The sequence below is a fragment of the Prevotella phocaeensis genome, assembly GCF_900065875.1.
Classification (GTDB): Bacteria; Bacteroidota; Bacteroidia; order Bacteroidales; family Bacteroidaceae; genus Prevotella; species Prevotella phocaeensis.
Window position 1 is genome coordinate 29,073 of the sequence record NZ_LT160619.1, and the last position, 23,673, is coordinate 52,745.

Sequence of the window (23,673 nt, forward strand, 5' to 3'; positions counted from 1 at the left end):
ATTATTTCCTATCTGATTCGGCGATAAGTTGCTTGATATTCTCCCTAAAATCATCATTCTGCATCAGCTCTTCGATATTCACATGCATACGATAGCGCCAATAATAGCATGGATTTGCCGGAACATTGATACGTTCCGCATCTTTATCGGGCAGACGGAGCTGCTCGTCAACGGCCATCCAATCCTGTATAGAAAGCACACAAAGCATCGACGGCGACGCAAGATGGCGCGAAATGATGTCGCGTGCAAGCCATCCGGGCAGAGGATGCGGTGCAGCTCCCTGCCGTTGAAGCATCGTATTGTAGTATTCCTGCGTACGTTCACGGTCTTCATCCCACCATTGGCGAAGGGTAGGCATATCGTGCGATGAGATTGTATCCACACTTCGATAAGGATTTTGCGCCAGATGGGCAAACCTTACTTCGGGGCTTTTCGGCATAGACTGTACTTCGAGGCTCAATATACGCAGCTCATCCATCACCCATGCCACACAGTCGGGCACCATACCGAGATCTTCCGCACATACCAGCATGCGAGTAGACTGCACCAACTTGGGCAGTTTTTTCATGGCTTCCCTATACCAGAACTGATTATTACGGCGGTAATAATAGTCGTTATAAATACGATTGAACGTGTCTTTATCACTGTCGTAGAGCGCTTCATACATCAAATTGAACTGCGCAGTGATACGCGGATGGAACTTATTTGCATCTTTCTTGTCGCGTACAAACAGCACATTGCTTGCCAAGGCGTACAAACCATCGCGCAACATAGTGTCCTTATCGGTGGTCTTGCCTATGAACGCCGCCTCTACCTTGCGTTGCGTATCGTATTCGGGCTTCAGGTTATAAATATCGTCATGTGCTTTTTCGAGATACTTCTCGCGCACCTCGTCGGCATATTCGCGGAACATACGGTCGACAACCCAATCGGCAATGAACGGACGAGTGAAAAGTTCCTCTTGAAAATGTAGCCCGTAGGCCTCGATCTCCTCGCGAGTCATGCCCAAAGAGGGCGAGAACTGCCCCATCAGACCGTTTACACAATCGATCGGGATATCCCATATACGGAAAAAACCCAACACATGATCTATGCGATAAGCATCGAAGTATTTCGACATATTGCGGAACCTGCGTACCCACCAACGGCAGCCATCCTGCAACATGGCATCCCAATTATAGGTAGGGAAACCCCAATTTTGTCCGTTGACCGAGAAATTATCGGGCGGTGCACCGGCCTGACTGTCGAGACAGAAGTACTTCGGTTCCATCCACACGTCGCATCCGCGACGGTTCACCCCGATGGGTATATCTCCTTTTAATATCACGTGCTTGCTCTTAGCGTAGGCATGAACAGCCTCTAACTGCTCGTTCAGCACATATTGCACGTAGTAGTAGAACTCTAATTCCTTATAAGCCTTGTTTTTAGGCGACGACAACATTTTGCGTTCGGCCTCGTTCCACGTTTCATGTCCTTTCCATTTAGAGAAATCGACCGTGCCGTGCAGATCGCGCAGATAACAATATTGCGCATACGGAACCAGCCACTGTTCGGCTTCCTTAAAGAACTTTTTATATCCGGACGAAGCAACAATCGTCTTTCCCGACTGCTCATAAATCTTTTTAAGATAGGCCGTTTTGGCATTGTTTACACGCTCATAGTCGATCTTAGGCAATCCGTTGAGTTCTTTCTGCAAGGCCATATACCTCTTACGTTCGGCCTCATCCTCCAGCAGAGGGAGCTGTCGCAGGTCTACATATTGCGGATGCAAGGCAAAGATGCTGATGCAACTGTAAGGATATGAGTCGGTCCACGTGTGTGTAGTGGTGGTATCATTAAGCGGGAGCACCTGCAGAACGCGCTGACCGGTCATCGCCACAAAGTCTATCATTAGCTTCAAATCACCGAAGTCGCCCACTCCGAAACTGCTCTTCGAGCGCAACGAGAACACCGGAACGAGTGTTCCCGCTACTTTCCGGTTATAGATTGGCAGGAAAGCCTGCGAAAGTTCGTACACTACCACGTCGCCCTCGCGCATCTCGGGCAGTGTGACGGTACGGTTAAGTCCCGTTTCCCACGTAGGATCGGCACTGCCATAACGGGCGTCTACAGCCACAAATTTAAACTCAACCTTATTGTCTTCGAAATCATCTGCATTCAAATCCACTACCCACTCATGGTAGTTATGTTCGGTCATCCGCACGGCTTCCTGTGCGTTCCATGCACCCAATGCCTTGCAACTGCCCGAAACAGCCATGCAACAATCGCCCAGCAACTGCGGTGCACGGACTTTCAATCTCACCGTTTTGCCATATCCGCACTTCTCCAGAGGCTTTACGCTGCGCCCCGAAAGGCAGTCTGTGAATGCAGAACTATAGAGATACGCATCTTCGGGGATATCTATCCAGCGATCGTACACCCGATATTGAAGGCCTTTCAGAGCATTTATTTCCAACCGATGGGCTTCTGCCGACCATTCATGGCGCTGCTCATGCCCCGAACAGTCCACACTGTAGAAATAATCCATCACTTCGGGCAGCTGCGATTGAGCCTTGTTCATTTGATAAGTCCAATGAGAACCGTCGAGCGTAGACATTCTGAACTGCGACACTTTAACGGTATCTTTCCGATCGGTGCCTAATACATTCAACACAAGCTCTTCTCCAAAGACCGTTTTGTAGTCTATATTAAATATTATTTTCATGACAATTTGGTTAGTATATCGGTTTCAAAATTAGCAAATATCGCATAAGTATATTTCCAATCGCTACATAAATCAGTGAAAAGCAAACGCAAACGTTTGCATTACATGTGAGAAATAATGCCATCGCTCATTATGAATAAGAAAATCATACAACTATACAAAAGATGAAACGAGAAAGATCAAAGAGGCCTAAGCCACAGGATATCGAACAATAGAACGCCCGTCCATCGCCGATAGATATATCATATATCAGCGTTAGACAGCATGTTTATCGGCTTTAGACAGCATATCCAACAGCCGAAAATATTACCTTAAATTACCTTAATCGCAGAAAGACAGAAATGAAAACGTGCTTTTTACCGTTAACGCATCATACGTAAAGCAATCGTTTTCATAAATTGATGGTGAGCTGAATACCGTCTGTACCGGCACTAACCGCATAGCGACTCTTCTCTCCGGTCAACATGTCGCCGAACCAATAGCCCAACATAGTACCGCCAACACCGATGGCTGCCCCCGCCGCAACGTCGCCCCACACATGACGGTTACGCCTTACGCGGTCTACAGCCGTAAGTGTTGCCACGCTATAACCCGCCACACTGATCCACGGCGAGAGCTTTCCATACTCTTTATGCAGAATGGTTGCCCCCGCAAAAGCCGCCGTGGCATGCCCCGAAGGGAAACTTCTGTTATCGGTACCGTCGGGGCGTCGCTCGTGTATGGTGTGCTTCAAACTGTAGGCAACGCCCGATGAAACGACATAAGATGCCGCCGTATTTACCGCAAGACGTTTCCAAGAACTGGCGCTCTCCACACCGCAGGCCTTCATTACAAACACCGATGTTATGGGTACAAAACGCAGATAATCGTCGATACCGTCGCCATGATACGTCTTATCTTGAGCGTTCACTGCCAACGACAGGGTACAGAATATTGAAAAAAGAAATGTTTTCATCGTTACAAAGATAATACATTTTTAAAATATCGATGCCGTAAACCCTAAAGAAAATACGCAAACAACATAACAAAAAGGGGATAGTTCCCTATCCCCATATATCTTATTACAATCTTTTTTAATATCTATTCGGCAACTTCGTGTTCCTTGATGAACGGCACGCACAACGCTCCGATAACGAGACATGCACCGGCCACGTACATCATGTGGCTTTGCATGGAGCCCACAAGCCACAAGATAGTGCCGCCGAGCAGAGCTGCTACGATCTGCGGCACGCATATCGTACCGTTGAAAAGCCCGAGGTAAGCTCCCATGTGTCCATAGCCTTGCAGCGCATTTGTAATAAAAGTAAACGGCATGGCGAGCATGGCAGCCCACGCGCAACCTATCAACACGTAAGGCACAAAGAGCATATACTGGTTGGAGATGAACGGTATCATGGCGAAACCCACACCGCCAAGCACCAGACTTATGGCATATCCCGCCTTTTTACTGGGGAAGAAAGGCAGCGCCAATGCCCAAACAACACTGCCAACGGCCTGCACTGCATAAAGTATACCCACCCAGTTGCCTGCTTCTTGATAACCCGCAGAGGCGGTATCCGTGGTGTTCCACACCGTTTCGGCAATGGCACCCGGGGTATAGTTCCACATATTGAGGAATGCAGCCCAGCAGAAAAACTGCACAAGACCGACCTCCCAAAACGCTTTCGGTGCATGCCTGAGCAAGGTTATCCAGTCGGCTTTCTCTTCCTTTTGGACTTCTTTCACCCCGTTGTACTCGGCATATTGCTGCGGATTCCACTCCTTTACTTTGACCGTGGTATAGATTACGCAGAGAATAAGAATGGCCGCACCTACATAAAACGCCCAGATAACCGAGTCGGGCACTACCCCTTTCGGCGCTACATTCTGTATACCGAGCCACGTAAAGAAGAAAGGAAACACGAAACCTGCCACTGATCCAGCGTTACAGAGGAAGCTCTGTATGGAATAGGCCAAGGCTTTCTGCTTCTCGTTCACCATGTCGCCCACAAGCATCTTGAATGGTTGCATCGCCATATTAATACTTGTATCGAGGAACATCAGCGATATAAGGCCAAAAGTCATTGCGGTCGACACTGCCATACCGAACGAACCGGCATTGGGCAACAGGCACATAACAAGCACGGCCACCGTTGCACCTACGAACAAATAAGGTATACGACGACCGAAACGGCACCAGGTTTTATCGGAAAGCGTACCCACGATGGGCTGCACAATGATGCCCATGAGCGGCGGGAGCACCCAGAAATAACTGAGATCATGAGGATCTGCACCAAGTGTAGCAAAGATGCGTGAAATGTTTGCACTCTGCAAAGCGTACGCAATTTGTACGCCGAAGAATCCGAAACTCAAATTCCAAAGTTTCCAGAAACTAAGATCGGGTTTATTTTTCATAATTTATAGGCCTCCTTCATCCCCACCAAAGGAGGGGAGCATTGATTAGATGCTGAAGGAATATTGTTTTATTTGTTAAACTTACTTATATCTATAGAATTGTTTTTCTACCAAGAAACCACAGCTTTAGTAAAACTCTTCTCTCCTTTGGAGGGGATGGGGGAGGCCGTGATTATGACGGCTCTACCTCGTTGTTCCCCTCACAATGAGTCGCGTTCTGACAATACGCCGCTCCACTTTATCAGTGGGAATAGAACCCTCCACTTGGCCTATGAGGATGTTTGCAGCTTCTTCGCCCACTTGTACACCGCGCTGTTCTACGGTAGTAAGCATGGGATCGCAGGCTATGGCACGGTATCCATTGGTAAATCCGCAAATGCTAATATCGTCGGGCACGCGAAATCCATGTCTTTTAGCCGAGTACAAAATGCCGATGGCCGTATCGTCGTTCACGGCAAAAAAGGCATCCGGATGATCGGGCATACTCAACAGGTCGGGCGTGATGGCCTCTGCATCGGCCCGATTATCGCAATATTTCACAAACCGATCATCGGGCTGCAAACCGTGTTTTACCAAAGCATCGCGGTAACCGTTATAGCGGTTCTTCGATATTTCCAACGTCATGGAAGCACCATAGAATGCTATATTACGGCAACCGGAATCGATCAGATAGGTTACGGCCGTATAAGCACCCATATAATCGTCTACAACAACGCGGCTACAATTCAATCCAGTACAAATACGATCGTAGAATACGATCGGTACTCCGCGGTCGATAAGTTTTTGGAAGTGATCGTATTTATTGGTATCTTTAGCCTGCGACACAATGATACCGCACACCTTATTTTCATAGAACGACTGACAAATCTCCACTTCGCGTCCGTATTTCTCGTTACTTTGGGCCACCATCACCTGATATCCGCGTGCCGAAGCCTCTTCCTCGATACCGCTCAGTACTGAAGAAAAATAGAAATGAGTAAACTGTGGTATGATAACACCAATGATCTTGATAGGTTTCACACGACTGTTACGTAGACTTTCCGCAATTACATTGGGTATAAAATTATGTTCGCGTGCAAAGGTTTTGATCTTCTCTCGCCTGTCTGCACTAATATGGGGACTATCTTTCAGCGCACGAGACACCGTTGCAATAGAGACGCCAAACTCTCTTGCAATATCTTTCATTGTCATAGGTGAAGATTCTTTCATTTAGGTATGGCTTTTATCAATATTCTTTTGCGACCATGCTCTATTACTGGTTCGCCTGTTATAATAGATTCTTCTATGCAAAAGTATACAAATATACCGAACAAGACATAAAAGGTATATAAATTACCTGCCTTTCCTAACGCAAACGTTTGCATGTTATAAATAACGGATTTAACTGAAAAAAATTACAAACATACGTAAACAAAACTAACTTTGCATAAAAAGTTGAAACGGAAAGACACCGGTAAAATAGCTTTTGGCGTACTATAGCGGTTCCTTATCCCACGAAAAAGAAACCTACCTAATGACCAAACATGAAACAAAACATATAATATAATAAGGTATAAAACCTAAACATTGAACTAACAATTACTTTAAATAACGTTAACTTAAAAACAAAAATGATGAAGCAGGTAAAAATTTCATTACCTCTAAGAATGCTCGCTATCATATGTGGGCTTATTCTTTCAGCAAGTGCCTTTGCACAGCAAATTACTGTGAAAGGCCATGTTAAGGATGATACCGGCGAACCCGTCATTGGCGCCACGGTCCGTGTAGCCGGACAAGATGGTGGCGTAATGACAGATATCAACGGTAATTTCACCATTCAGGCTAAGTCTGGCGCTACGATTTCTATAACCTATATCGGCTATCAGACGGCAACAGTGCCGGCGGCACCGAATGTTGCAGTATCGCTTGTCAGCGAACAGACTACACTCAAAGATGTTGTTGTCATCGGTTATGGGCGTGCTAGAAAGGAAGATCTGACAGGTTCCGTAACGGCCATTAAGCCGGATGAGCTATCTAAAGGTATCACAAACAACGCTACGGATATGATGGTAGGCAAGATAGCCGGTGTTGATGTGATCACTGCAGGTGGCACTCCGGGGGCAGGGGCACAGATACGTGTACGTGGAGGTTCCTCGCTTAATGCATCCAATGATCCTCTCTATGTAATCGATGGACTTACTATAGACGGCAACACCGCTAAAGGTATGAGCAATATTCTCGCCATGATCAACCCGAATGATATCGAAACATTTACCGTATTGAAAGATGCTTCGGCAACGGCTATATACGGAAGTCGCGCATCAAACGGCGTAATTATCATCACAACAAAGAAGGGACGTGACGGGCAGAAACCGCAGTTTACCTATAATGGAGATGTAACTGTATCTACCATACAGAAAAAGTACGAAACTCTGAATGGTGATGAATATCGGGCATTGGCAGCAAGAGTCGGCCTTGATGTCAGCAAACTCGGTACGGAGAATACCGATTGGCAAGACCAAATCTTCCGTACTTCTGTATCTACAAACCATAATATCTCCATGAGTGGTGGCCTGAAGAACATGCCGTATCGCATAAGTGCCGGTTATAACATTTCTGACGGTATCGTGAAGACATCATGGATGCGTCGTGCAAATTTATCTTTAAATCTTGCACCTTCACTGCTCGACAAGCATCTGAACTTCAATATTACGGGAAAATACATGTACGAAAAAGACCGTTATGCTGATGCCAACGGCGCAATTGGTGCTGCTCTGAGTATTGATCCCACCCGTCCTGTTTACTCTAACGATGAAACTTCACAATTCTTCGGTGGATATTATCAACCTTCGCAGAATGCTTCTTTCAAAGATCCTAACTGGAAATACACCAACAATCCGAATGCACCGCAAAACCCATTGGCACTACTTAACTTAAAAGAAACCATTGCGCATGCAAACGACTTCACAGGAAACTTCGAAGTAGACTATAAGATTCACGGTTTCGAAGATTTGCATATCCACGGGAACATCGGTGCCCAATACACCAGCAGTTCGCAAGACGAGACAATTTCAAAATATTCCTATTCTAATAACTACTATGGCTGGGATGGCGTAACTAAATACTGGAAATACTCTCTCACAGGCAATATTTATGCACAGTATCAGCATGAATTCGGCATACATAATATAGATGTGATGGGTGGTGCTGAAGAGAGCCATTATCATCGTAGCGGTTACAACGAAGGACAAGGCACTGATCCTTACACAGGAGAAATATATAACCCTTCTATTCGTTCCGAACAGGAATGGGCAACGCGTAACACATTGGTTTCTTACTTCGGGCGTATGAATTATACACTGCTAAAGCGTTATATGCTTACAGCCACATTCCGTGCCGATGGTTCATCACGTTTCGGCAAAGGACATCGGTGGGGTTATTTCCCTTCGGCAGCTTTTGCATGGAAGATCAATAATGAGAAGTTCCTGAACAAAGCTTCTTGGATAGATGAACTGAAGCTCCGTTTGGGTTGGGGAGTAACCGGACAACAGGAACTGATAGATCCCTCCGGTGACAACAAGCTCAGCGACGACTTCGGCTACATGCCTCTTTACACGTTGGGCAATTCTTATGCTATGTATCCGTTCGGCAACACCTATTACTATACACAACGTCCATCGGCTTACAACGAAGATCGTAAATGGGAAACTACAACTACCTATAACGCCGGTATCGACTTTTCTGTTCTCAACGGACGTATTTCTACCAACATAGATGGATATTACCGTAAGACTCGCGACCTTTTGAATACAGTGGTAATCCCTGTAGGTACAAACTTCGGCTCTACCTTGTTAAAGAACATAGGTTCACTCGAGAACTACGGTATTGAATTTGCAATCAACGCTAAACCCGTTGTAACAAAAGACTTCACTTGGGATGTAACTTACAATATATCGTGGAATCATAATGAGATTACCGAACTCACAGGGAACGCAACTGGTAATAAAGATTATTACGTACCGACAGGTACCAAGATTTCACGCGGCACTAATACACAGATAATGGCAAATAGAGTCGGATATGCGGCAAGCTCTTTCTTTGTTTATCAGCAAGTCTACGATAAAGATGGCAAACCTATAGAAGGAATGTATGTTGACCGTAACGGCGACGGACAGATTAATGCAAGCGATCGTTATTTCTATAAAAAGCCATCGGCAGACGTGATTATGGGCTTTACAAGCAAGTTCCTTTACAAGAACTGGGATCTCAGTGCAGCATTCCATGCATCATTAGGGAACTATGTGTATTATGATAATCTCTCAAGTAAGGCCGCTATCAGTGCCCCTGGACTATATTCTAACAGTGCATTCACCAATACAACTCCGGAAGCAGTTGCATTAGGTTTCACCGGTATAGGTACCGATTATTGGCTTTCCGATTACTTTGTTCGCAATGCTTCCTACCTAAAGTGTTCCAACATCACATTGGGTTATAGTTTTGATCCGTTATTGAAATGTGCGAAAAAGGATTATTTCTCCGGTCGTATATTCTTCACTGTCCAGAATCCATTTATCATTACAAAATACAAGGGTATCGATCCTGAAGTTTCATCAGGTGTAGACAACAACCCTTATCCACGCCCCATGAGTTTCCAACTCGGTGTGAACTTGAACTTCTAACATAAAAAATATCATTATGAGACATATATTTGTTAAAACGGCTGTCGCAGGTCTTCTCGCTTTAGGAATGACTTCTTGTGCCGATGACCTAAATATTTCGTCAATCGATCCGCAAACTTCACCTTCGTTTGAAGACATGTCTTTGCTGGCTAAGGTTTACGGAACACTCGGCGTAACCGGACAAAAAGGCGCGACGGGAGCAGGGGATATCAGTTCCGATGAAGGCGAATCCGGTTTCTATCGCACCACTTTTAATCTCCAGACTCTACCTACCGATGAATGTAACTGGGCATGGCAGACCGATCAGGATATACCACAAATCACGGGTATATCATGGAACTCCACCTCTGTACGTACCCAATGGGCATACCAACGTTTAGGATATGATATAACTCTCTGTAACTTCTATTTGCAGGAAACTGCAGGAAAAGCAGAAGATGCTAACTATAAATACTACCGTGCAGAGGTTCGTTTCCTGCGCGCTTTGCACTATTGGTATTTCCTTGATCTATGGCATAAAGCTCCTTTCAAGGACGAAAAATCCTCAATGACAGAAAAACCGGTAGAAAAAGCCGGTAAAGATCTTTACGATTGGATCGACAACGAACTTACCGAAATAGAGAGTCAACTCTCAACAATCGGTTCGTTCAACGACAGTAAAAACTACGGTCGTGTAGATCAAGGTGCCGCATATATGCTTCACGCACGTTTGGCTCTCAATGCTCCTGTCTATACAAACGGTGTAACGAAAGCTTATGATAAGGCCATTGAATACTGCGATAAAATCATTAATAGCGGTGCTTATAAGTTGAGCAACGTACCTAAAACCAATCCTACCAATGGGCTCACCTACAGCGGTTATGCACAACTGTTCATGGCAGACAATGACGAGAACACCGATGCCATGAAAGAAATCATTCTTCCGATACGTCAAGATGGAGAGAAAACACGCAGCTTTTCGGGAGCAACTTATTTGATCAGTTCTACTCGCATTACTGGTATGCCTTATGCAGGTACTACCAATTGCTGGAGCTGTAACTACGCTCGCCCGAATTTGATAGAAAAGTTCTTCCCGAACGATGATATTCCTATGTCAACCGTAAAGGCTCCGGATAACCTGACCGAAGCAGAGATTATAGCTTTGGATGCACAAGACGGTTCCGATACAAAGAGCATCATTGCAGCAGCAGGCGACGACCGAGCTTTGTTTTATGCCGGTCGTGGCGGCGGTATACGCAAATTGCGTACCGACAAACTGAATAACTTTCTCGATGGTATTTCCGTTGTAAAGTTCCAGAATATACGTACCGATGGGAAAACAGTTCATGATAAAGAATTCCCCGATATGGATATTCCATTGATACGTTATGCAGAAGCATTCATGACTCGTGCAGAAGCTAAATGGCGTAAAGGCGACATGACAGCCATCAATGATGTTAATGTACTCCGTGCACGCGCCAATGCCACTCCGCTGATACAGCTCACAGAGCAAGACCTCATCGATGAATGGAGCCGTGAATTCTATATGGAAGGCCGACGTCGCAGCGACTTGATACGCTTCGATATGTTTACCGGAAAGAAATACAACTGGGCATGGAAAGGCGGTGTCCCTAACGGACAAGCTGTAGATTCTCACTTTAAATATTATCCCATTCCGTTGGACGACATCAACAATAATGAGAACATGCACCAAAATGCCGATTATTAATTAAGTATCAAGGATAAAACATGAAAGTTATGAACAAGAAAATATTTAATATAGGACGCCTGTTCTCCCTACTCGCATTGACATCGTTCGTACTGACATCATGTGAGAAAGACGATAACAGCAACCCGACATTCATTCCCAACGCATCAAGTTTCGTTCTTAATACGCCGGCGAATGCCGAAAACAACACTTACGACCTTGCAAGTGCAAACGGATTGAATCTGACATGCACCCAACCCGATTACGGCGGTGTACCTTACGTTGTAAAATACTTCGTACAAGTATCGCTCGACCAGACTTTCGGCAGCAACAGTAATGCTAACTTCCGTCAGCTGGATACTCCCTATACTACTGCCAGTATGAATGTCGATCCCTTAGAGATCAACAATGCCATGCTCGCTATGTATAAGGATGCTAACGGCGATGTAGCCTATCCTGCAACTGCCCGTCAGCTATACGTACGCCTGCTTGCAACTCCCGTCAACTTGGCCGGAACTCCGATGGACTCTGTTTATTCCAACGTTATCACTCTGCCGAAAGTTCTTGCTACCTACGTGGCACCCAAGCTCACATATCCTCAGAGCTTGTATCTTGTAGGCTCGTCTATTGGTAACGACAGCGATAAGAAGTACTGGTCTTACTGGAAGAAGATGGCCCCTGTCTATGGAAACGATCCGCAGAAGGGCGGCGATTTCTACTCTATCATCTACGCTAAAGCCGGAGATTCGTTCAAATGGGGTGAATCTGAAGGCGATTGGCGCGGTTATAAAAACGTGGCAGAATTTGATGATCAGGCCAGTGCAGGTATCAGTGAGCAAACGGGAGACGGCAATATAGTCATCGCCAATGCCGGATGGTATACCATTTATGTAACCACTAAACTTGGCGCCAGCGAAGTTGCATACACTTTCCACATCTACCCTGCAGCAGCTTATACTATCGGTAAAGCAACCGGTTCATGGGCAGATGCCGATTCAAACCTTGCATTGCAGCAACCCGCAACACAGCTCGACAACTGGATTTCTCCCGCTTTCACGGCGTCAGGCGAACTCCGCGCCTACATCAAAGTACCCGGATTAGATTGGTGGAGAACGGAATTTACACTCTTCAACGGCTCTATTTACTGGCGCGATCTCAATATTATAGACTCTTGGACGGAAAAAGGTGCCGATTACTCCGTAGCATGTTCTCCCGGACAGAAACTCTATGTAGACTTTAACCTTAACACCGGTGAAGTAAAATAATAACAAAACGATAATCAATTATGAAAAAGCAAATATTATATGGCTTTGCAGTTTTGGCGGGATTTATACTCGCCAGCTGCAACGGCGATTACGATGATTGGGCTTCTCCGCAGTCTCATCAGCAGGAGAAATCGGCTGCTGCCTATGGCGTTACTGTCTCACAAGGCGCCAATGCAGTCAGTGTAATGCCGGTAGACAACGATTCGCTGCAGCTCATCACCTTTAGTTCCTCCGACAAAAATATTACCGGTTACACTTTGCGCAAGCTTAATATTGTCACAGGCAACGACACTTTGACCATCGAAGGTTCCATCGTAGGCAACAACATCGTTGTTTCGGCTTCGGCACTCGATGATGCTCTTTGGAAAAATGCAGGCACTCGTAAAACAACTAAGTACGATTTCAAAGTCGTGACCGAGTTCGGTGCCAACCTTGCCAATGGCGACGCTGTAGCTCTGACCGGCGAATCTACAGGCTCGCTTACCACCGATCCCACACCTGCGGAAGACGCCAACGGCTATTTTATGTTGGGTGATTTTGTGGAGAATACTGTATCCGGAGAGACTTGGAAACTGGCCAAGCCCATCAATATGAACAGTAAAGGTAATGGAATTTATGAGGCTGTTGTCGAAACAACTAAGGAAGGCGATAACTGGTTCAAGTTCTATGGCAGGTCACATTATAGCGCTACCGATTGGGATGAGGTAAACTCGGCCCAAATGGGATGCCAAGAAAATGGCGACAAAACCACACCCAACTTCATTATCTGGAGCGGAGACAAGTACACAGTGCAGACTCCCGTCATCTCCGGAAAGGGCAAATGGAAAGTTACACTCGATGCTGTAAACATGATATACAAGGTCGAGAAATACTCTACAGAACTTTATCTAACTGGCAGCAACTACAATTGGGGTGCTGCAACTACCGACTGGAAAAAGCTTACCATTGTGTACAGTACCGAAAATGTATTCTGGACAATCATCTATCTTCATGCAAACGAAGAAATTAAGTTTGCTCCACAAGCCGGATGGGGCGATGATTTCGGTACGGAAGCAACTATTGTCGATAATGCAGGAGCAGGTGCCGGAGGAACCGGAAATATCAAGATAGCCAATGCCGGTTGGTATTTGTTAAAGGTAACTGCAGGCAGCAACAAGACTGTAGAGTTCCTCAAGCCCGACGTATATCTTATGGGAGACGCAGCAGGCGAATGGGCTATTGCCGATAGCCATAAGTTCAGTGTTCCCACAACGGAGAACGGAGAGTTCGTTTCACCGCAGTTTGCTCAAAATGCAGAGGTACGTATGTGCGTCAGCATAGGCTACGACTGGTGGAAAACCGAGTTCATCGTAACCGCAGACGGTAAAATCGACTATCGTGGCAATGGCGATGATCAGGCACGCGTCAACGTAATAGCCGGCCAAAAGGCTTATCTCAACTTCAAGACAGGCACCGGAAGATATCAATAAGGCCACGTAACTTAAAAATAACCTAAAGAATGCCGAGGGAGAATTTCTACGGAAGTTCTCCCTCATTTTCTCTATTCTGAATTTTAAACATAAACGACCAATTCATGAATAACCTTATTCAAAGACTATTATCAGTGCTTGTCGGCATCGTTTTCTCCATCTCTTTGCAGGCACAGCGTTACCTCGGCGGCGACATCTCGCTACTACCTTCTTATCAAAAACAGGGTACCCACTACCTCAATGAACAGGGAAAACCTACCGAAGCCCTGCAGCTTTTCAAGGATGAAGGGTGGAACATCATGCGTGTACGCCTGTTCGTAGAACCGCAAAATGCATCCGACGAGCATAAGAGTGAGGGCGTGTGTCAAGATATCCCTTACGTCATCGCCTTGTCGAAACAAATAAAAGAAGCCGGTTTCCACCTGATGCTCGACTTTCATTACAGCGACACGTGGGCCGATCCTAACAAACAGATTACACCTAAACGGTGGGAACGATTAACCCCCGCACAACTTCAAGACTCAGTATATGCCTATACCCGTCACGCTCTGCAGGCACTCTGCAATGCCGGCATCGAGCCCGATTTCATTCAGGTAGGTAACGAAATCACTTTCGGTATGCTGTGGCCCACGGGCAGAGTAAAGCCCGACAACGATACGAATTGGGCGACATTCTCATCGTTCCTTAATGCCGGCAGTCGTGCTTGCCGCGAAATCTGTCCGCAGGCCAAACTCATCAGCCATACAGAGCATGCACAGAGCTGGGCCGACACCAAAGCCTTCTATGACCGCATGGCCCGTTTCGGTGTGGATTATGATATTATCGGACTGAGTTACTACCCCATGTGGCACGGCACGATACCGCATCTCGGCACAGTACTCGACTCTCTGCAGACCGCTTTTCCTAAACCTGTCATGATCGTAGAGACCGCTTTCTACTACTCACACGACAATGACGTATGGGAAAAGGATGCCAATCACTACGCCGATCTCTACCCTATCAGCGCCGAAGGGCAACGCCAGTTTGCCCGAGAACTCGTAGCCGAGCTCAACAAGCACCCCAACGTAACGGGACTTTTATGGTGGTTTCCCGAAGAAAACGGTAAAAACAACAGCGTTATAAAGAGTTGGATCAACCGCGGACTGTTCGATAACCGTACGGGAAAGGTTCTTCCGGCCATGAAAGAGTTGGAGAAATTCGGCACCGATTCCGTCTGCTGTGACAGACACAACTTACAGAAGCCGGAAGCACAAGAATACAGTGCCGAAACACTTATCATCTATTACAACGACAAGAAAGGTAAGAAATCGTTGCTAAAAGCTATTCGCAAGAGCGGTGCCGAACTCATTTACGACTACAATATCATCAATGGCGTGGCCATACGCAAGCCCCAAAACATGACCATAGATGCCGCCATCAGGTATTACCGCAAGCTGAAAGGCGTGCTGCAGGTAAGCCGAGACCGCATCATGCAGTTGAATTAATGCAATCGTTTACTGCAAAAGTTACGGTTATCGGCCCGCAGCAGACGAAACATTGCGCAAAATAATATTAACTTCGTGGCACAATCAAAATCTACAAATAAAATGAAACGTATCAATACACTACTTCTCTGTCTGGCTTTTCCGCTGCTCATAGCGGCGCAAGGATGGCCGGCCAATTACGGTGGCGTGATGCTCCAAGGGTTCTACTGGGACTCTTTCGTAGACACACAATGGTCTCGTCTTGAAAGTCAGGCCGATGAACTCTCGAAATATTTCTCGCTGATATGGGTGCCGCAGAGCGGAAATTGCAACACCACAAGCAACGTCATGGGCTACATGCCGGTATATTATTTCGACCAAAACAGCTCGTTCGGCACCGAAACACAGCTACGCTCGATGATCCGGACCTTCAAGGCGAAGAACACCGGTATCATTGCCGATGTAGTCATCAACCACCGCAACAACCTCGGCGTGGGCGGTTCATGGGTAGACTTCCCCAAAGAAACCTACAACGGAACGACCTATCAGATGACTTCCACAGACATTACATCGAACGATGATGGTGGGCAAACAAAGAATTGGGCCGATGCTAACGGCTACACTCTCGGCAATCCGGAGAGCTATGAAGACTGGTCCGGCTGCCGCGACCTCGACCATTCGAGCAGCAATGTGCAAACCATAGTGAACGCATATCTGAAGTATCTGCTCGACGATCTCGGCTACAAAGGCTTTCGCTACGATATGGTAAAGGGCTATGCTCCGCAATATACGGGAATTTACAACGCCGCTTCGGGCACCGAGTTCTCCGTCGGAGAGTACTGGGATGGCAATCCTTCCGTCGTCGAGAACTGGATCGACGGCACCAAAACAGGCAACACAATACAGAGCGGCGCATTCGATTTCGCTTTCAGATATACCGTGCGCGACGCCATCAACGGCAATGATTGGCGAAAGCTCGACAATCCCAGCGTAATGAGCAGCACTACTTATCGCCGTTATGCCATTACTTTCGTTGAGAACCACGACACGGAATACCGCTCTTCTTCAGCACAACAAGACCCGATACGCAAGGATACGTTGGCGGCAAACGCCTTTCTTATCGCCATGCCGGGCACTCCTTGCGTGTTCTTGAAGCACTGGCAAACCTACAAACAGGAAATAAAATCGATGATCGAAGCACGCAAATTGGCGGGTATTACCAACACAAGTTCGTTCATAAACTTCAGGAGTACCACCGGTTACAACTCCAAACGTGTTGTGGGAACCAACGGCGAACTGCTGGTATACGTAGGCAACACCGCAGCTTTCACACCGAGCTCGTCGGTCTACACGCAAATTCTGTCAGGCTATCATTATAAGTATTTTCTCGCCAACAGCACGGAAACGGCATGGGCAGACATGGCGTCGGGCGAATACGAAAGTGCTTTCAACGTGAAACTCACCGCCGTTTCTACCGCAACAAACGCACAACTCGTCTACACGCTCAACGGCAATGATCCCACGCCGAACGATACGAAAACAGCCTCCGGAACAACCATCAACATCAACGAAGACTGCACGCTGAAAGTCGGACTTCTGGTCAACGGCGTCGTCAAAGGCATCATCAGCCGCAGCTACACCATCAAGCCGTTCACGCCGCACACGGCAACCGTCTACCTTAAAGATCCGAACTGGACGAGCATCTACTTCTATGCATGGGCGAACGACGGCCATAACACGCAGCTGTTAGGTGCATGGCCCGGCACTGCAACCGACATTCAAACCAAGCAGATCGACGGAACGACATGGTACTGCCATACGTTCGACATCCCTGCAAAGAACTATTCGTTCAATATCATCTTCAATAAAGGCAACGGACAGATGCAGACCGTCGACATCGGCCCGATAGCCGAAGATACTTATTACGAGATTTCAGGCACCGTAAACGGCAAGTACATCGTCAGCAACGTTACGTCCACCATCACCGGCATCAGCAATATACAAGCCGAAAAGAGCAAGACGAACGACAACAACTGGTACACCGTGGGCGGCACACGCATCACCCAACCGACACAAAAGGGCATCTATATTCACAACGGCAAGAAGATCGTCGTGAAATAGATCGTAACTTTCCATAGCACAAACAAAGCCGAGGAAAGCAACAGGAGCCGTAGTTCTACACCGATAGAGCTGCGGCTTTTCCATTCAAGAAATAAAAGAAAAAGAAGTAAAGAGACAAGAAAACACCTCACGGATAGAAAGATGAAAACCTTACACCACCTATCTAAGCGCCTTAAACAAGCAGTCTATCTCACCCAGACATACCATCTAAGCAAGTCGCTTGCAGCATGTTCACATCCGTCTTACCATAAGCAAAGAGCGGAGAGCACGTTCCTGCACATAACAACATAGGGAGAGTCCCCCTCTGACTCCCCTCTGTAGGGGGAGAAAATGCCGCAAAGAAAACTGCAAAACAGTACACTTCCCCTTAGCAAAGGGAGGATAGAAAAGGATTGCATACCGCACGGAAACTCGACCTATCCCCTCCCTGTCTACGCTTTATAGGAGAAGAAAGAATGCTGCCGAAAGCCATTTTCATTGCATATTCCACGTTTTTATGGTATCTTTGCACAATATTTATTTTTAAAAGATAGCTTTATGAACATCAGAACTTCCTGCTTGTCGTGCCTGCTTCTCTTAAGCGTAACGGGCACGGATGCACAGAAATACGTGGGCGGCGATATCTCCTTGCTGACCAAATACGAGGAAAACGGCTCGAAATACCTTGATCGTAACGGCAACACCATCGGTTCTTTGCTGCAATACTGCAAGCAAGAAGGAATGAATGCCATGCGGGTTAGGCTCTTCGTCGATCCTGCCAATGCCTCATCTGTAGACAAGGGGCAGGGCGTATGTCAAGACCTTTCCTACGTGAAAACGCTCGGCAAGCGCATCAAAGAGGCGGGCCTGAAGCTGATGCTCGACTTGCATTACAGCGATACGTGGGCCGATCCGGCCAAACAATGGACGCCTAAAGCGTGGCTGACTCTTAGCGACGAAGCCCTATACACCCGCATTTACGACTACACCAAGGAGGTTCTGCAACAGATGAAAGCCGCAGATGCCGAGCCCGACTTCATACAAACGGGCAACGAAATAAGCTATGGAATGCTGTGGGGTGCCAAAGGTTCTGCCGCCAACCGGTGCTATATGGGCAGCAACAGCAACTGGGCACGCTTCACAACGCTGCTTGCAAATGCCGCCAAAGCATGCCGCGAAGTGTGTCCGCAGGCCAAGATTATCCTGCATACCGAACGGGTTGCACAGACTGACGTGCTGAAAAACTTCTACGACAATATGCAGACAGCAGGCGCAGACTATGATATCATCGGATTGAGCTATTATCCCTATTTCCACGGCAGTCTTGCCGCACTCGAAACAGCCGTCGCAACAATAGAGAGTGGCTTTACAGGAAAACAGATAATGATCGTAGAAACAGGCTACCCGCTCAAATGGCCTGTGCCCGGTACGACCTACGACTATACCTCCGTCTACCCCTATACCGACACGGGACAGAGGCAGTTTACCCGCGACATGATAACGATGCTCAACAAACACAAGGCTGTAACAGGCCTTTTCTGGTGGTGGTTCGAGGCCAACGAATACGCTCATACGGGTACTGCACAGGTAACAACGAACTGGTATAATGCTCCTCTGTTCGACAATGAGACGGGGCGTACCACCTCTGCCTTTTATGAAATGAAACGGTTTTTGGATACTTCAACGGGTATTGCCACCATAAAGAACAAAGAAAAGACAGCCGACGACTGTTGGTACACCATCAACGGAGTAAGAACGGCAGCGCCCACGCAGAGTGGTATCTACATACATCGCGGCAAAAAGATCGTAAGAAAATGACGAAAAACTGCCGTCTATTCCAGTAAAATCTGCCGTAAAAAGAAACGTTACAAACAATTTCCGTCGGGCAGAAACAGCATATCTGCCCATAACGGAACGACACAAAAACAGCGTAATAAAATAGACTTTCGACTGCGAAACGGCCAATCCGCCTGCATCAAGTCTGCTTCATTACGCTGCTTTAAACGATATTATTCCTCCCCATCTCCTCTTTTAAACGGGAGAAATAAAAATATGTAATACGGAAATTTAGTTATTCTCCGAGGTATCTTCCTTGATTACTTTCGGCCCGCGCACCTTGTCTTTCGTCGTCAGACCGCTCTTTATCTCTATGTTGATGCCGTCGCTAAGCCCCGTAACCACCTTGCGGCGTTCGTATGTTTTGTTCTCTCCGGAACCTTTCACAATATAAACGTAGGTATCGTTTCCGCTGAATTCGATGGCACTTTCGGGCACCGTAAGCACATGGGTGGCGCTGGCAAGCACGATTTCTGCGTTTGCACTGTAGCCACTTCGTATCTTTGTTCCGCTTACACCACGTATGGCAGCCTTTATTTCGAACTGATTGGCACCGTTGCTCTCTACAGCTTTCGGCGAAACATATTCAAGACGGGCCTCCAATCGGGTATCTTGCATGGCGCCGATGGTTATTTTCATAGGCATTCCGGCAACGAGTTTTCCCACTTCGGTCTCGTCTATATTCCCGCGAAATATCAAATCACCCATGTTAGCCACGGTAGCTATGGTAGTTCCGTCGTTGAAAGTGTTGCTCAAGATAACGGTGTTTCCTACTTTCACCGGCACATCGAGGATCAATCCGCTGATGGTCGAACGGATCAGCGTGCTACTGGTATTGGCATTACTGCTCGACACTCCGTCGCGCACTACCTGCAAGTTATCTTTGGCAGCCGTTACTTCTTCACGCGCTTGTCGGTATGTCTGGCGGATTTTGTCGTACTCATCGGCAGCCACAAGTCCCTTGTCGAAGAGCGTTTTCTCGCGCTCGTAGTCTACCTTGGCCTGCTTCATGTTAATGTCGGCAAGGCGCACACGGGCCTGCGCATTGCTCAACTGGTTCATGTCGGGCACCACTTTAACCTTGGCAATGATTTCGCCTGCCTGCACCATCTCGCCAGCCTCTTTCATGATTTGAGTAATGATACCCGAAATCTGTGGCTTTACGTTCACCTCGTTGCGGGGTTCTATCTTTCCTGTTACTACCGTCGTCTTCTTGATATCCGTCACTTTAGGCGTAAATTCATCATAGACTACCGGCTGCGGTTGCGACTTGGCCCAAAGGAAAATGAACGTTCCGACGAAAATAAACAGGATGATGCCTGCAACAATAAACTTGATGTATTTTTTCATAATGACCTACCCAACTCCCTCATAAAGAGGGAAGTGCCCCGCGGGGTTCACGCTTTTTTAACGGCACATTCTTCGTTTGTTATTAATATTCTTTCATTCACATTCTGTTTCATGCCCATTCTTCACAATCTGTACTCCCTCTACAACAGGGAGACAGAAAGGAGCCGTCTCGCTTATTCGTCTCTCATTGCGTCTACGGGCTTTATACTCATGGCCCGCAGAGCGGGTGCCAATCCGGCAAGAACGCCGAGGATGCTCAACATAACTACGGCGCCCACCGCCGCCCAGAACGACACTTGGAAGTGGGCAGAGAGTATGCCGTCGGTGGTATTGGCTACCTCCAAGAACTGCAAGATCACCACCGAAAAGAGTATTCCGCTCATTCCGGCGACGCCGGTCAGTATGATACTCTCAGTTATAATCTGGCTCAAGATGTTACGGGGCGTTGCTCCGATGGCACGACGGATACCGATTTCGGTCGTTCGTTCGCGCACAGTAACCATCATAATGTTGGATACACCGATGGCACCTGCAAGCAATGTGCCTATTCCAACGAGCCAAATCAGGAAGTTCACGCCCGAGAAAAGGCTATCCACCATGCCAAACATCACCTCTGAATTGAACACCGTAATGGATTTCTCATCGGTAGGATCGACTGTATGCGCACGGGCTATCACCTCTCGCATGTGCTGTGCAATGCTACTCATGGTCACTCCGGGCTTGCCGGTTACGCAGATCAAGTACACTCGGTCGCCCATATTGTAGGCCTGCTGCATGAGGGTAATCGGCATGACCACGCTTTCTTCCGCCTTTCCATTAACACTCATATTGCCGCTGTTATAGTCTACACCAACAATATTATAATATATCGAGTCTATTCTAATGAGCTTTCCGCACGGATCTCCGCCGCCGGGAAAGAGCGTCTTGTATATCTTTTTGCCGATTACACAAACCTTTCGGCGTTGCTGCACGTCGGTTTCGTTGAGGTATCTGCCGTAGAAAAGCTTGGGAGTTTCTACCTTTACGTAATCCGGAAGCAGCCCCTTGACCGAACAGGAAGCCTTCTTGTCGCCAAAGACGGCACTGCCGTTCCAAATAGAGAGTACGGGCGACACCACGTCAAGTTCTGGAACCTGCGCTTTCAAGCGTTCTACATCTTTATAAACCATGTTCCATTGGCGCCCCTTACGATACCCCTGATAAGCTTTGGTGGTGGGTTCTACATAGATGATTGCCGAGTTCGTGGCAAATCCTTCGAAATTCTTAGACAGCAACTCCTTCATCCCGTTGCCGCCACCCATCAGAGCTACGAGCATAAACACGCCCCAGAAAACACCGAACCCCGTAAGAAAAGACCGGCTCTTGTTACGGGTGAGCGTGTCGAGTATCTCCTTATATGTATCTAAATCTATTCTGAAACGCATCTTATCTTGCAGAAATATCGTATCTCGAATTATGGGTTATAAATTACAAATCATGATTTTTCACTCTGCCCGCAGAGCTTCTATCGGTCGGATATGGGCTGCCTTTCGCGCCGGAATGAAGCCGGCAACGGTTCCGGCAAGCACCATTACGACCGTTGCCTCTATACACACATCCAGCCCCACGGTAGGATTAACGAACATAGCCGCCTTGAACGGGCCGGCATCTACCTGCATGTTTCCGCTCGTAACATCCATATATTGGTTTACAGCAACGCCGAGAACCATGCCTATATAGCCGAAGAACGTGGTGATGATGATGCTCTCGATAATGATCAGCCGTAGGATTGAGCGCGGTTTCGCGCCGATTGCCTTGCGAATACCGAACTCTCGTGTGCGCTCCTTCACGGTAATAAGCATGATATTCGACACGCCTACAATACCGCTAAGCAACGTAAAGATGCCGATAATCCACAAAGCAGTTCGGATGATGCCCAAGCCTGTATTCATTTGCAAGGCCTGCGTAAAGCGATTCCATATCCAAATAGCGTTCTCATCATCGGGGGCTGCGCTGTGATTAGCGTTGATACGTGCGCGATACTTCTTCTCGAAAGCCTCGTTATCTTGCTCTGTTTTCAGCCCTTTAAAGGAAAATATGATGTTATCAGCCTTATCCCCACGCCCATAGATGGTGCGCACAGTGGTAAAAGGTGAATAAAAATCCATATTCATTCCGCTTTGATCGTTCTTGTAAATGCCGATGATTTGGAAAGAAAGATCACCCAATTTCACGTGTTTGCCTATCAAAGAAGCGATATTGCGGGGCTGAAGTTCCTTGGCATGGTCATTGCTTATGACCAATACCTTACGCGATTTTTCGTTGTCGAAAGAATTGATGAAGCGGCCATAGAGCATCTCCATCTTGTTTATTTCGGCCTCATTGGGGTATACTCCGTTCAATGTACTGCTAACATAATTCTCTCCATTGGAAACAGTTACGTTTCCTTGACTTATTTCTGCGCCCATCTCGATAATGTTTTCCGAAAACCTGCTATCGGTGGTATGCAGATCTTTGTCGTTCAAGTCTATGGGGCGTCCTTCCTTCAGTCCTTGATAAGCCTTGGAAGTCTGTCCCCCTCCTATCATCATGGAATTATCCAAGAAGCGACTGGAGTTCTGTTCTACGGCGTTGATAAGCCCGTTTCCCGCGCCAAGCAGGAATATCAACATGAATATTCCCCATGCTACAGCAAAACCGGTCAGTGCGGTTCGCAGCTTATTACGCTTGGTAGTAGACCATATTTCGGTGATGATATCGCGCATATT

Annotated in this window: 14 protein-coding genes; 7 read left to right on the plus strand and 7 right to left on the minus strand. The window is 47.1% G+C overall.

The features are described from left to right. Position 1 precedes the first annotated feature (1 nt). The 4 genes from BN3912_RS01200 to BN3912_RS01215 form a co-directional block, all read right to left on the minus strand. Positions 2-2,704 carry a 4-alpha-glucanotransferase gene (locus BN3912_RS01200; RefSeq protein ID WP_023983789.1) on the minus strand — a complete coding sequence of 901 codons (2,703 nt, stop codon included), beginning with the start codon at positions 2,702-2,704 and terminating at the stop codon, positions 2-4. A gap of 391 nt (positions 2,705-3,095) precedes the next feature. Next, the gene (locus BN3912_RS01205; protein WP_023983790.1) at positions 3,096-3,659 is read right to left on the minus strand and encodes a phosphatase PAP2 family protein; all 564 of its coding nucleotides are present in this window, start codon (positions 3,657-3,659) and stop codon (positions 3,096-3,098) included. 125 nt (positions 3,660-3,784) lie between these two features. Beyond that, on the minus strand, positions 3,785-5,098 hold the full coding sequence (locus BN3912_RS01210; RefSeq protein ID WP_004368672.1) for an MFS transporter: 1,314 nt from the start codon (positions 5,096-5,098) through the stop codon (positions 3,785-3,787). A gap of 183 nt (positions 5,099-5,281) precedes the next feature. Continuing rightward, positions 5,282-6,307, minus strand: coding sequence for a LacI family DNA-binding transcriptional regulator (locus tag BN3912_RS01215; protein ID WP_023983791.1), 1,026 nt, complete (start codon positions 6,305-6,307; stop codon positions 5,282-5,284). Positions 6,308-6,711: 404 nt separating this feature from the next. Between BN3912_RS01215 and BN3912_RS01220 the strand changes: the two genes are divergently transcribed. The 7 genes from BN3912_RS01220 to BN3912_RS01250 all read left to right on the plus strand — a co-directional run bounded on the left by BN3912_RS01220 (position 6,712) and on the right by BN3912_RS01250 (position 19,558). Then, positions 6,712-9,756 (plus strand): SusC/RagA family TonB-linked outer membrane protein, encoded by a 3,045-nt coding sequence (locus BN3912_RS01220; RefSeq protein ID WP_036859464.1) that lies wholly within the window; start codon positions 6,712-6,714, stop codon positions 9,754-9,756. Positions 9,757-9,772: 16 nt separating this feature from the next. Next, complete coding sequence (susD, locus tag BN3912_RS01225; RefSeq protein WP_023983794.1) at positions 9,773-11,464, plus strand: starch-binding outer membrane lipoprotein SusD; 1,692 nt, start codon at positions 9,773-9,775, stop codon at positions 11,462-11,464. Positions 11,465-11,493: 29 nt separating this feature from the next. Beyond that, positions 11,494-12,708 carry a SusF/SusE family carbohydrate-binding protein gene (locus tag BN3912_RS01230; RefSeq protein WP_023983795.1) on the plus strand — a complete coding sequence of 405 codons (1,215 nt, stop codon included), beginning with the start codon at positions 11,494-11,496 and terminating at the stop codon, positions 12,706-12,708. Positions 12,709-12,728: 20 nt separating this feature from the next. After that, on the plus strand, positions 12,729-14,177 hold the full coding sequence (locus BN3912_RS01235; RefSeq protein WP_023983796.1) for an Outer membrane protein SusF domain-containing protein: 1,449 nt from the start codon (positions 12,729-12,731) through the stop codon (positions 14,175-14,177). A 104-nt stretch (positions 14,178-14,281) separates the two neighbouring features. Continuing rightward, a complete protein-coding gene (locus BN3912_RS01240; protein ID WP_023983797.1) occupies positions 14,282-15,661 on the plus strand; it encodes a glycoside hydrolase family 53 protein in 1,380 nt (459 codons plus the stop codon). Between the two features lie 102 nt (positions 15,662-15,763). Further along, the gene (locus BN3912_RS01245) at positions 15,764-17,761 is read left to right on the plus strand and encodes an alpha-amylase family glycosyl hydrolase (RefSeq protein WP_023983798.1); all 1,998 of its coding nucleotides are present in this window, start codon (positions 15,764-15,766) and stop codon (positions 17,759-17,761) included. 537 nt (positions 17,762-18,298) lie between these two features. After that, entirely contained in the window at positions 18,299-19,558 is a 1,260-nt protein-coding gene (locus BN3912_RS01250; protein WP_023983799.1) for a glycosyl hydrolase 53 family protein, read from the plus strand. A gap of 249 nt (positions 19,559-19,807) precedes the next feature. On the opposite strand, the gene BN3912_RS01255 is transcribed toward BN3912_RS01250, so the two are convergent. From BN3912_RS01255 to BN3912_RS01265, 3 genes are all read right to left on the minus strand, one after another. Beyond that, positions 19,808-20,926: an efflux RND transporter periplasmic adaptor subunit gene (locus BN3912_RS01255; RefSeq protein WP_064972247.1), complete on the minus strand. Its 1,119-nt coding sequence runs from the start codon at positions 20,924-20,926 to the stop codon at positions 19,808-19,810. Between the two features lie 173 nt (positions 20,927-21,099). Further along, positions 21,100-22,350, minus strand: a complete 1,251-nt coding sequence (locus tag BN3912_RS01260) for an ABC transporter permease (RefSeq protein WP_023983801.1) — start codon at positions 22,348-22,350, stop codon at positions 21,100-21,102. Between the two features lie 60 nt (positions 22,351-22,410). Beyond that, positions 22,411-23,670, minus strand: a complete 1,260-nt coding sequence (locus tag BN3912_RS01265; RefSeq protein WP_023983802.1) for an ABC transporter permease — start codon at positions 23,668-23,670, stop codon at positions 22,411-22,413. Positions 23,671-23,673: the final 3 nt, after the last annotated feature.

Bases quoted from the DNA above. Each gene is read 5' to 3' on its own strand.
- BN3912_RS01200 (WP_023983789.1), bottom strand. From the start codon at position 2,704: ATGAAAATAATATTTAATATAGACTACAAAACGGTCTTTGGAGAAGAG.
- BN3912_RS01205 (WP_023983790.1), bottom strand. From the start codon at position 3,659: ATGAAAACATTTCTTTTTTCAATATTCTGTACCCTGTCGTTGGCAGTG.
- BN3912_RS01210 (WP_004368672.1), bottom strand. From the start codon at position 5,098: ATGAAAAATAAACCCGATCTTAGTTTCTGGAAACTTTGGAATTTGAGT.
- BN3912_RS01215 (WP_023983791.1), bottom strand. From the start codon at position 6,307: ATGAAAGAATCTTCACCTATGACAATGAAAGATATTGCAAGAGAGTTT.
- BN3912_RS01220 (WP_036859464.1), top strand. From the start codon at position 6,712: ATGAAGCAGGTAAAAATTTCATTACCTCTAAGAATGCTCGCTATCATA.
- susD (WP_023983794.1), top strand. From the start codon at position 9,773: ATGAGACATATATTTGTTAAAACGGCTGTCGCAGGTCTTCTCGCTTTA.
- BN3912_RS01230 (WP_023983795.1), top strand. From the start codon at position 11,494: ATGAACAAGAAAATATTTAATATAGGACGCCTGTTCTCCCTACTCGCA.
- BN3912_RS01235 (WP_023983796.1), top strand. From the start codon at position 12,729: ATGAAAAAGCAAATATTATATGGCTTTGCAGTTTTGGCGGGATTTATA.
- BN3912_RS01240 (WP_023983797.1), top strand. From the start codon at position 14,282: ATGAATAACCTTATTCAAAGACTATTATCAGTGCTTGTCGGCATCGTT.
- BN3912_RS01245 (WP_023983798.1), top strand. From the start codon at position 15,764: ATGAAACGTATCAATACACTACTTCTCTGTCTGGCTTTTCCGCTGCTC.
- BN3912_RS01250 (WP_023983799.1), top strand. From the start codon at position 18,299: ATGAACATCAGAACTTCCTGCTTGTCGTGCCTGCTTCTCTTAAGCGTA.
- BN3912_RS01255 (WP_064972247.1), bottom strand. From the start codon at position 20,926: ATGAAAAAATACATCAAGTTTATTGTTGCAGGCATCATCCTGTTTATT.
- BN3912_RS01260 (WP_023983801.1), bottom strand. From the start codon at position 22,350: ATGCGTTTCAGAATAGATTTAGATACATATAAGGAGATACTCGACACG.
- BN3912_RS01265 (WP_023983802.1), bottom strand. From the start codon at position 23,670: ATGCGCGATATCATCACCGAAATATGGTCTACTACCAAGCGTAATAAG.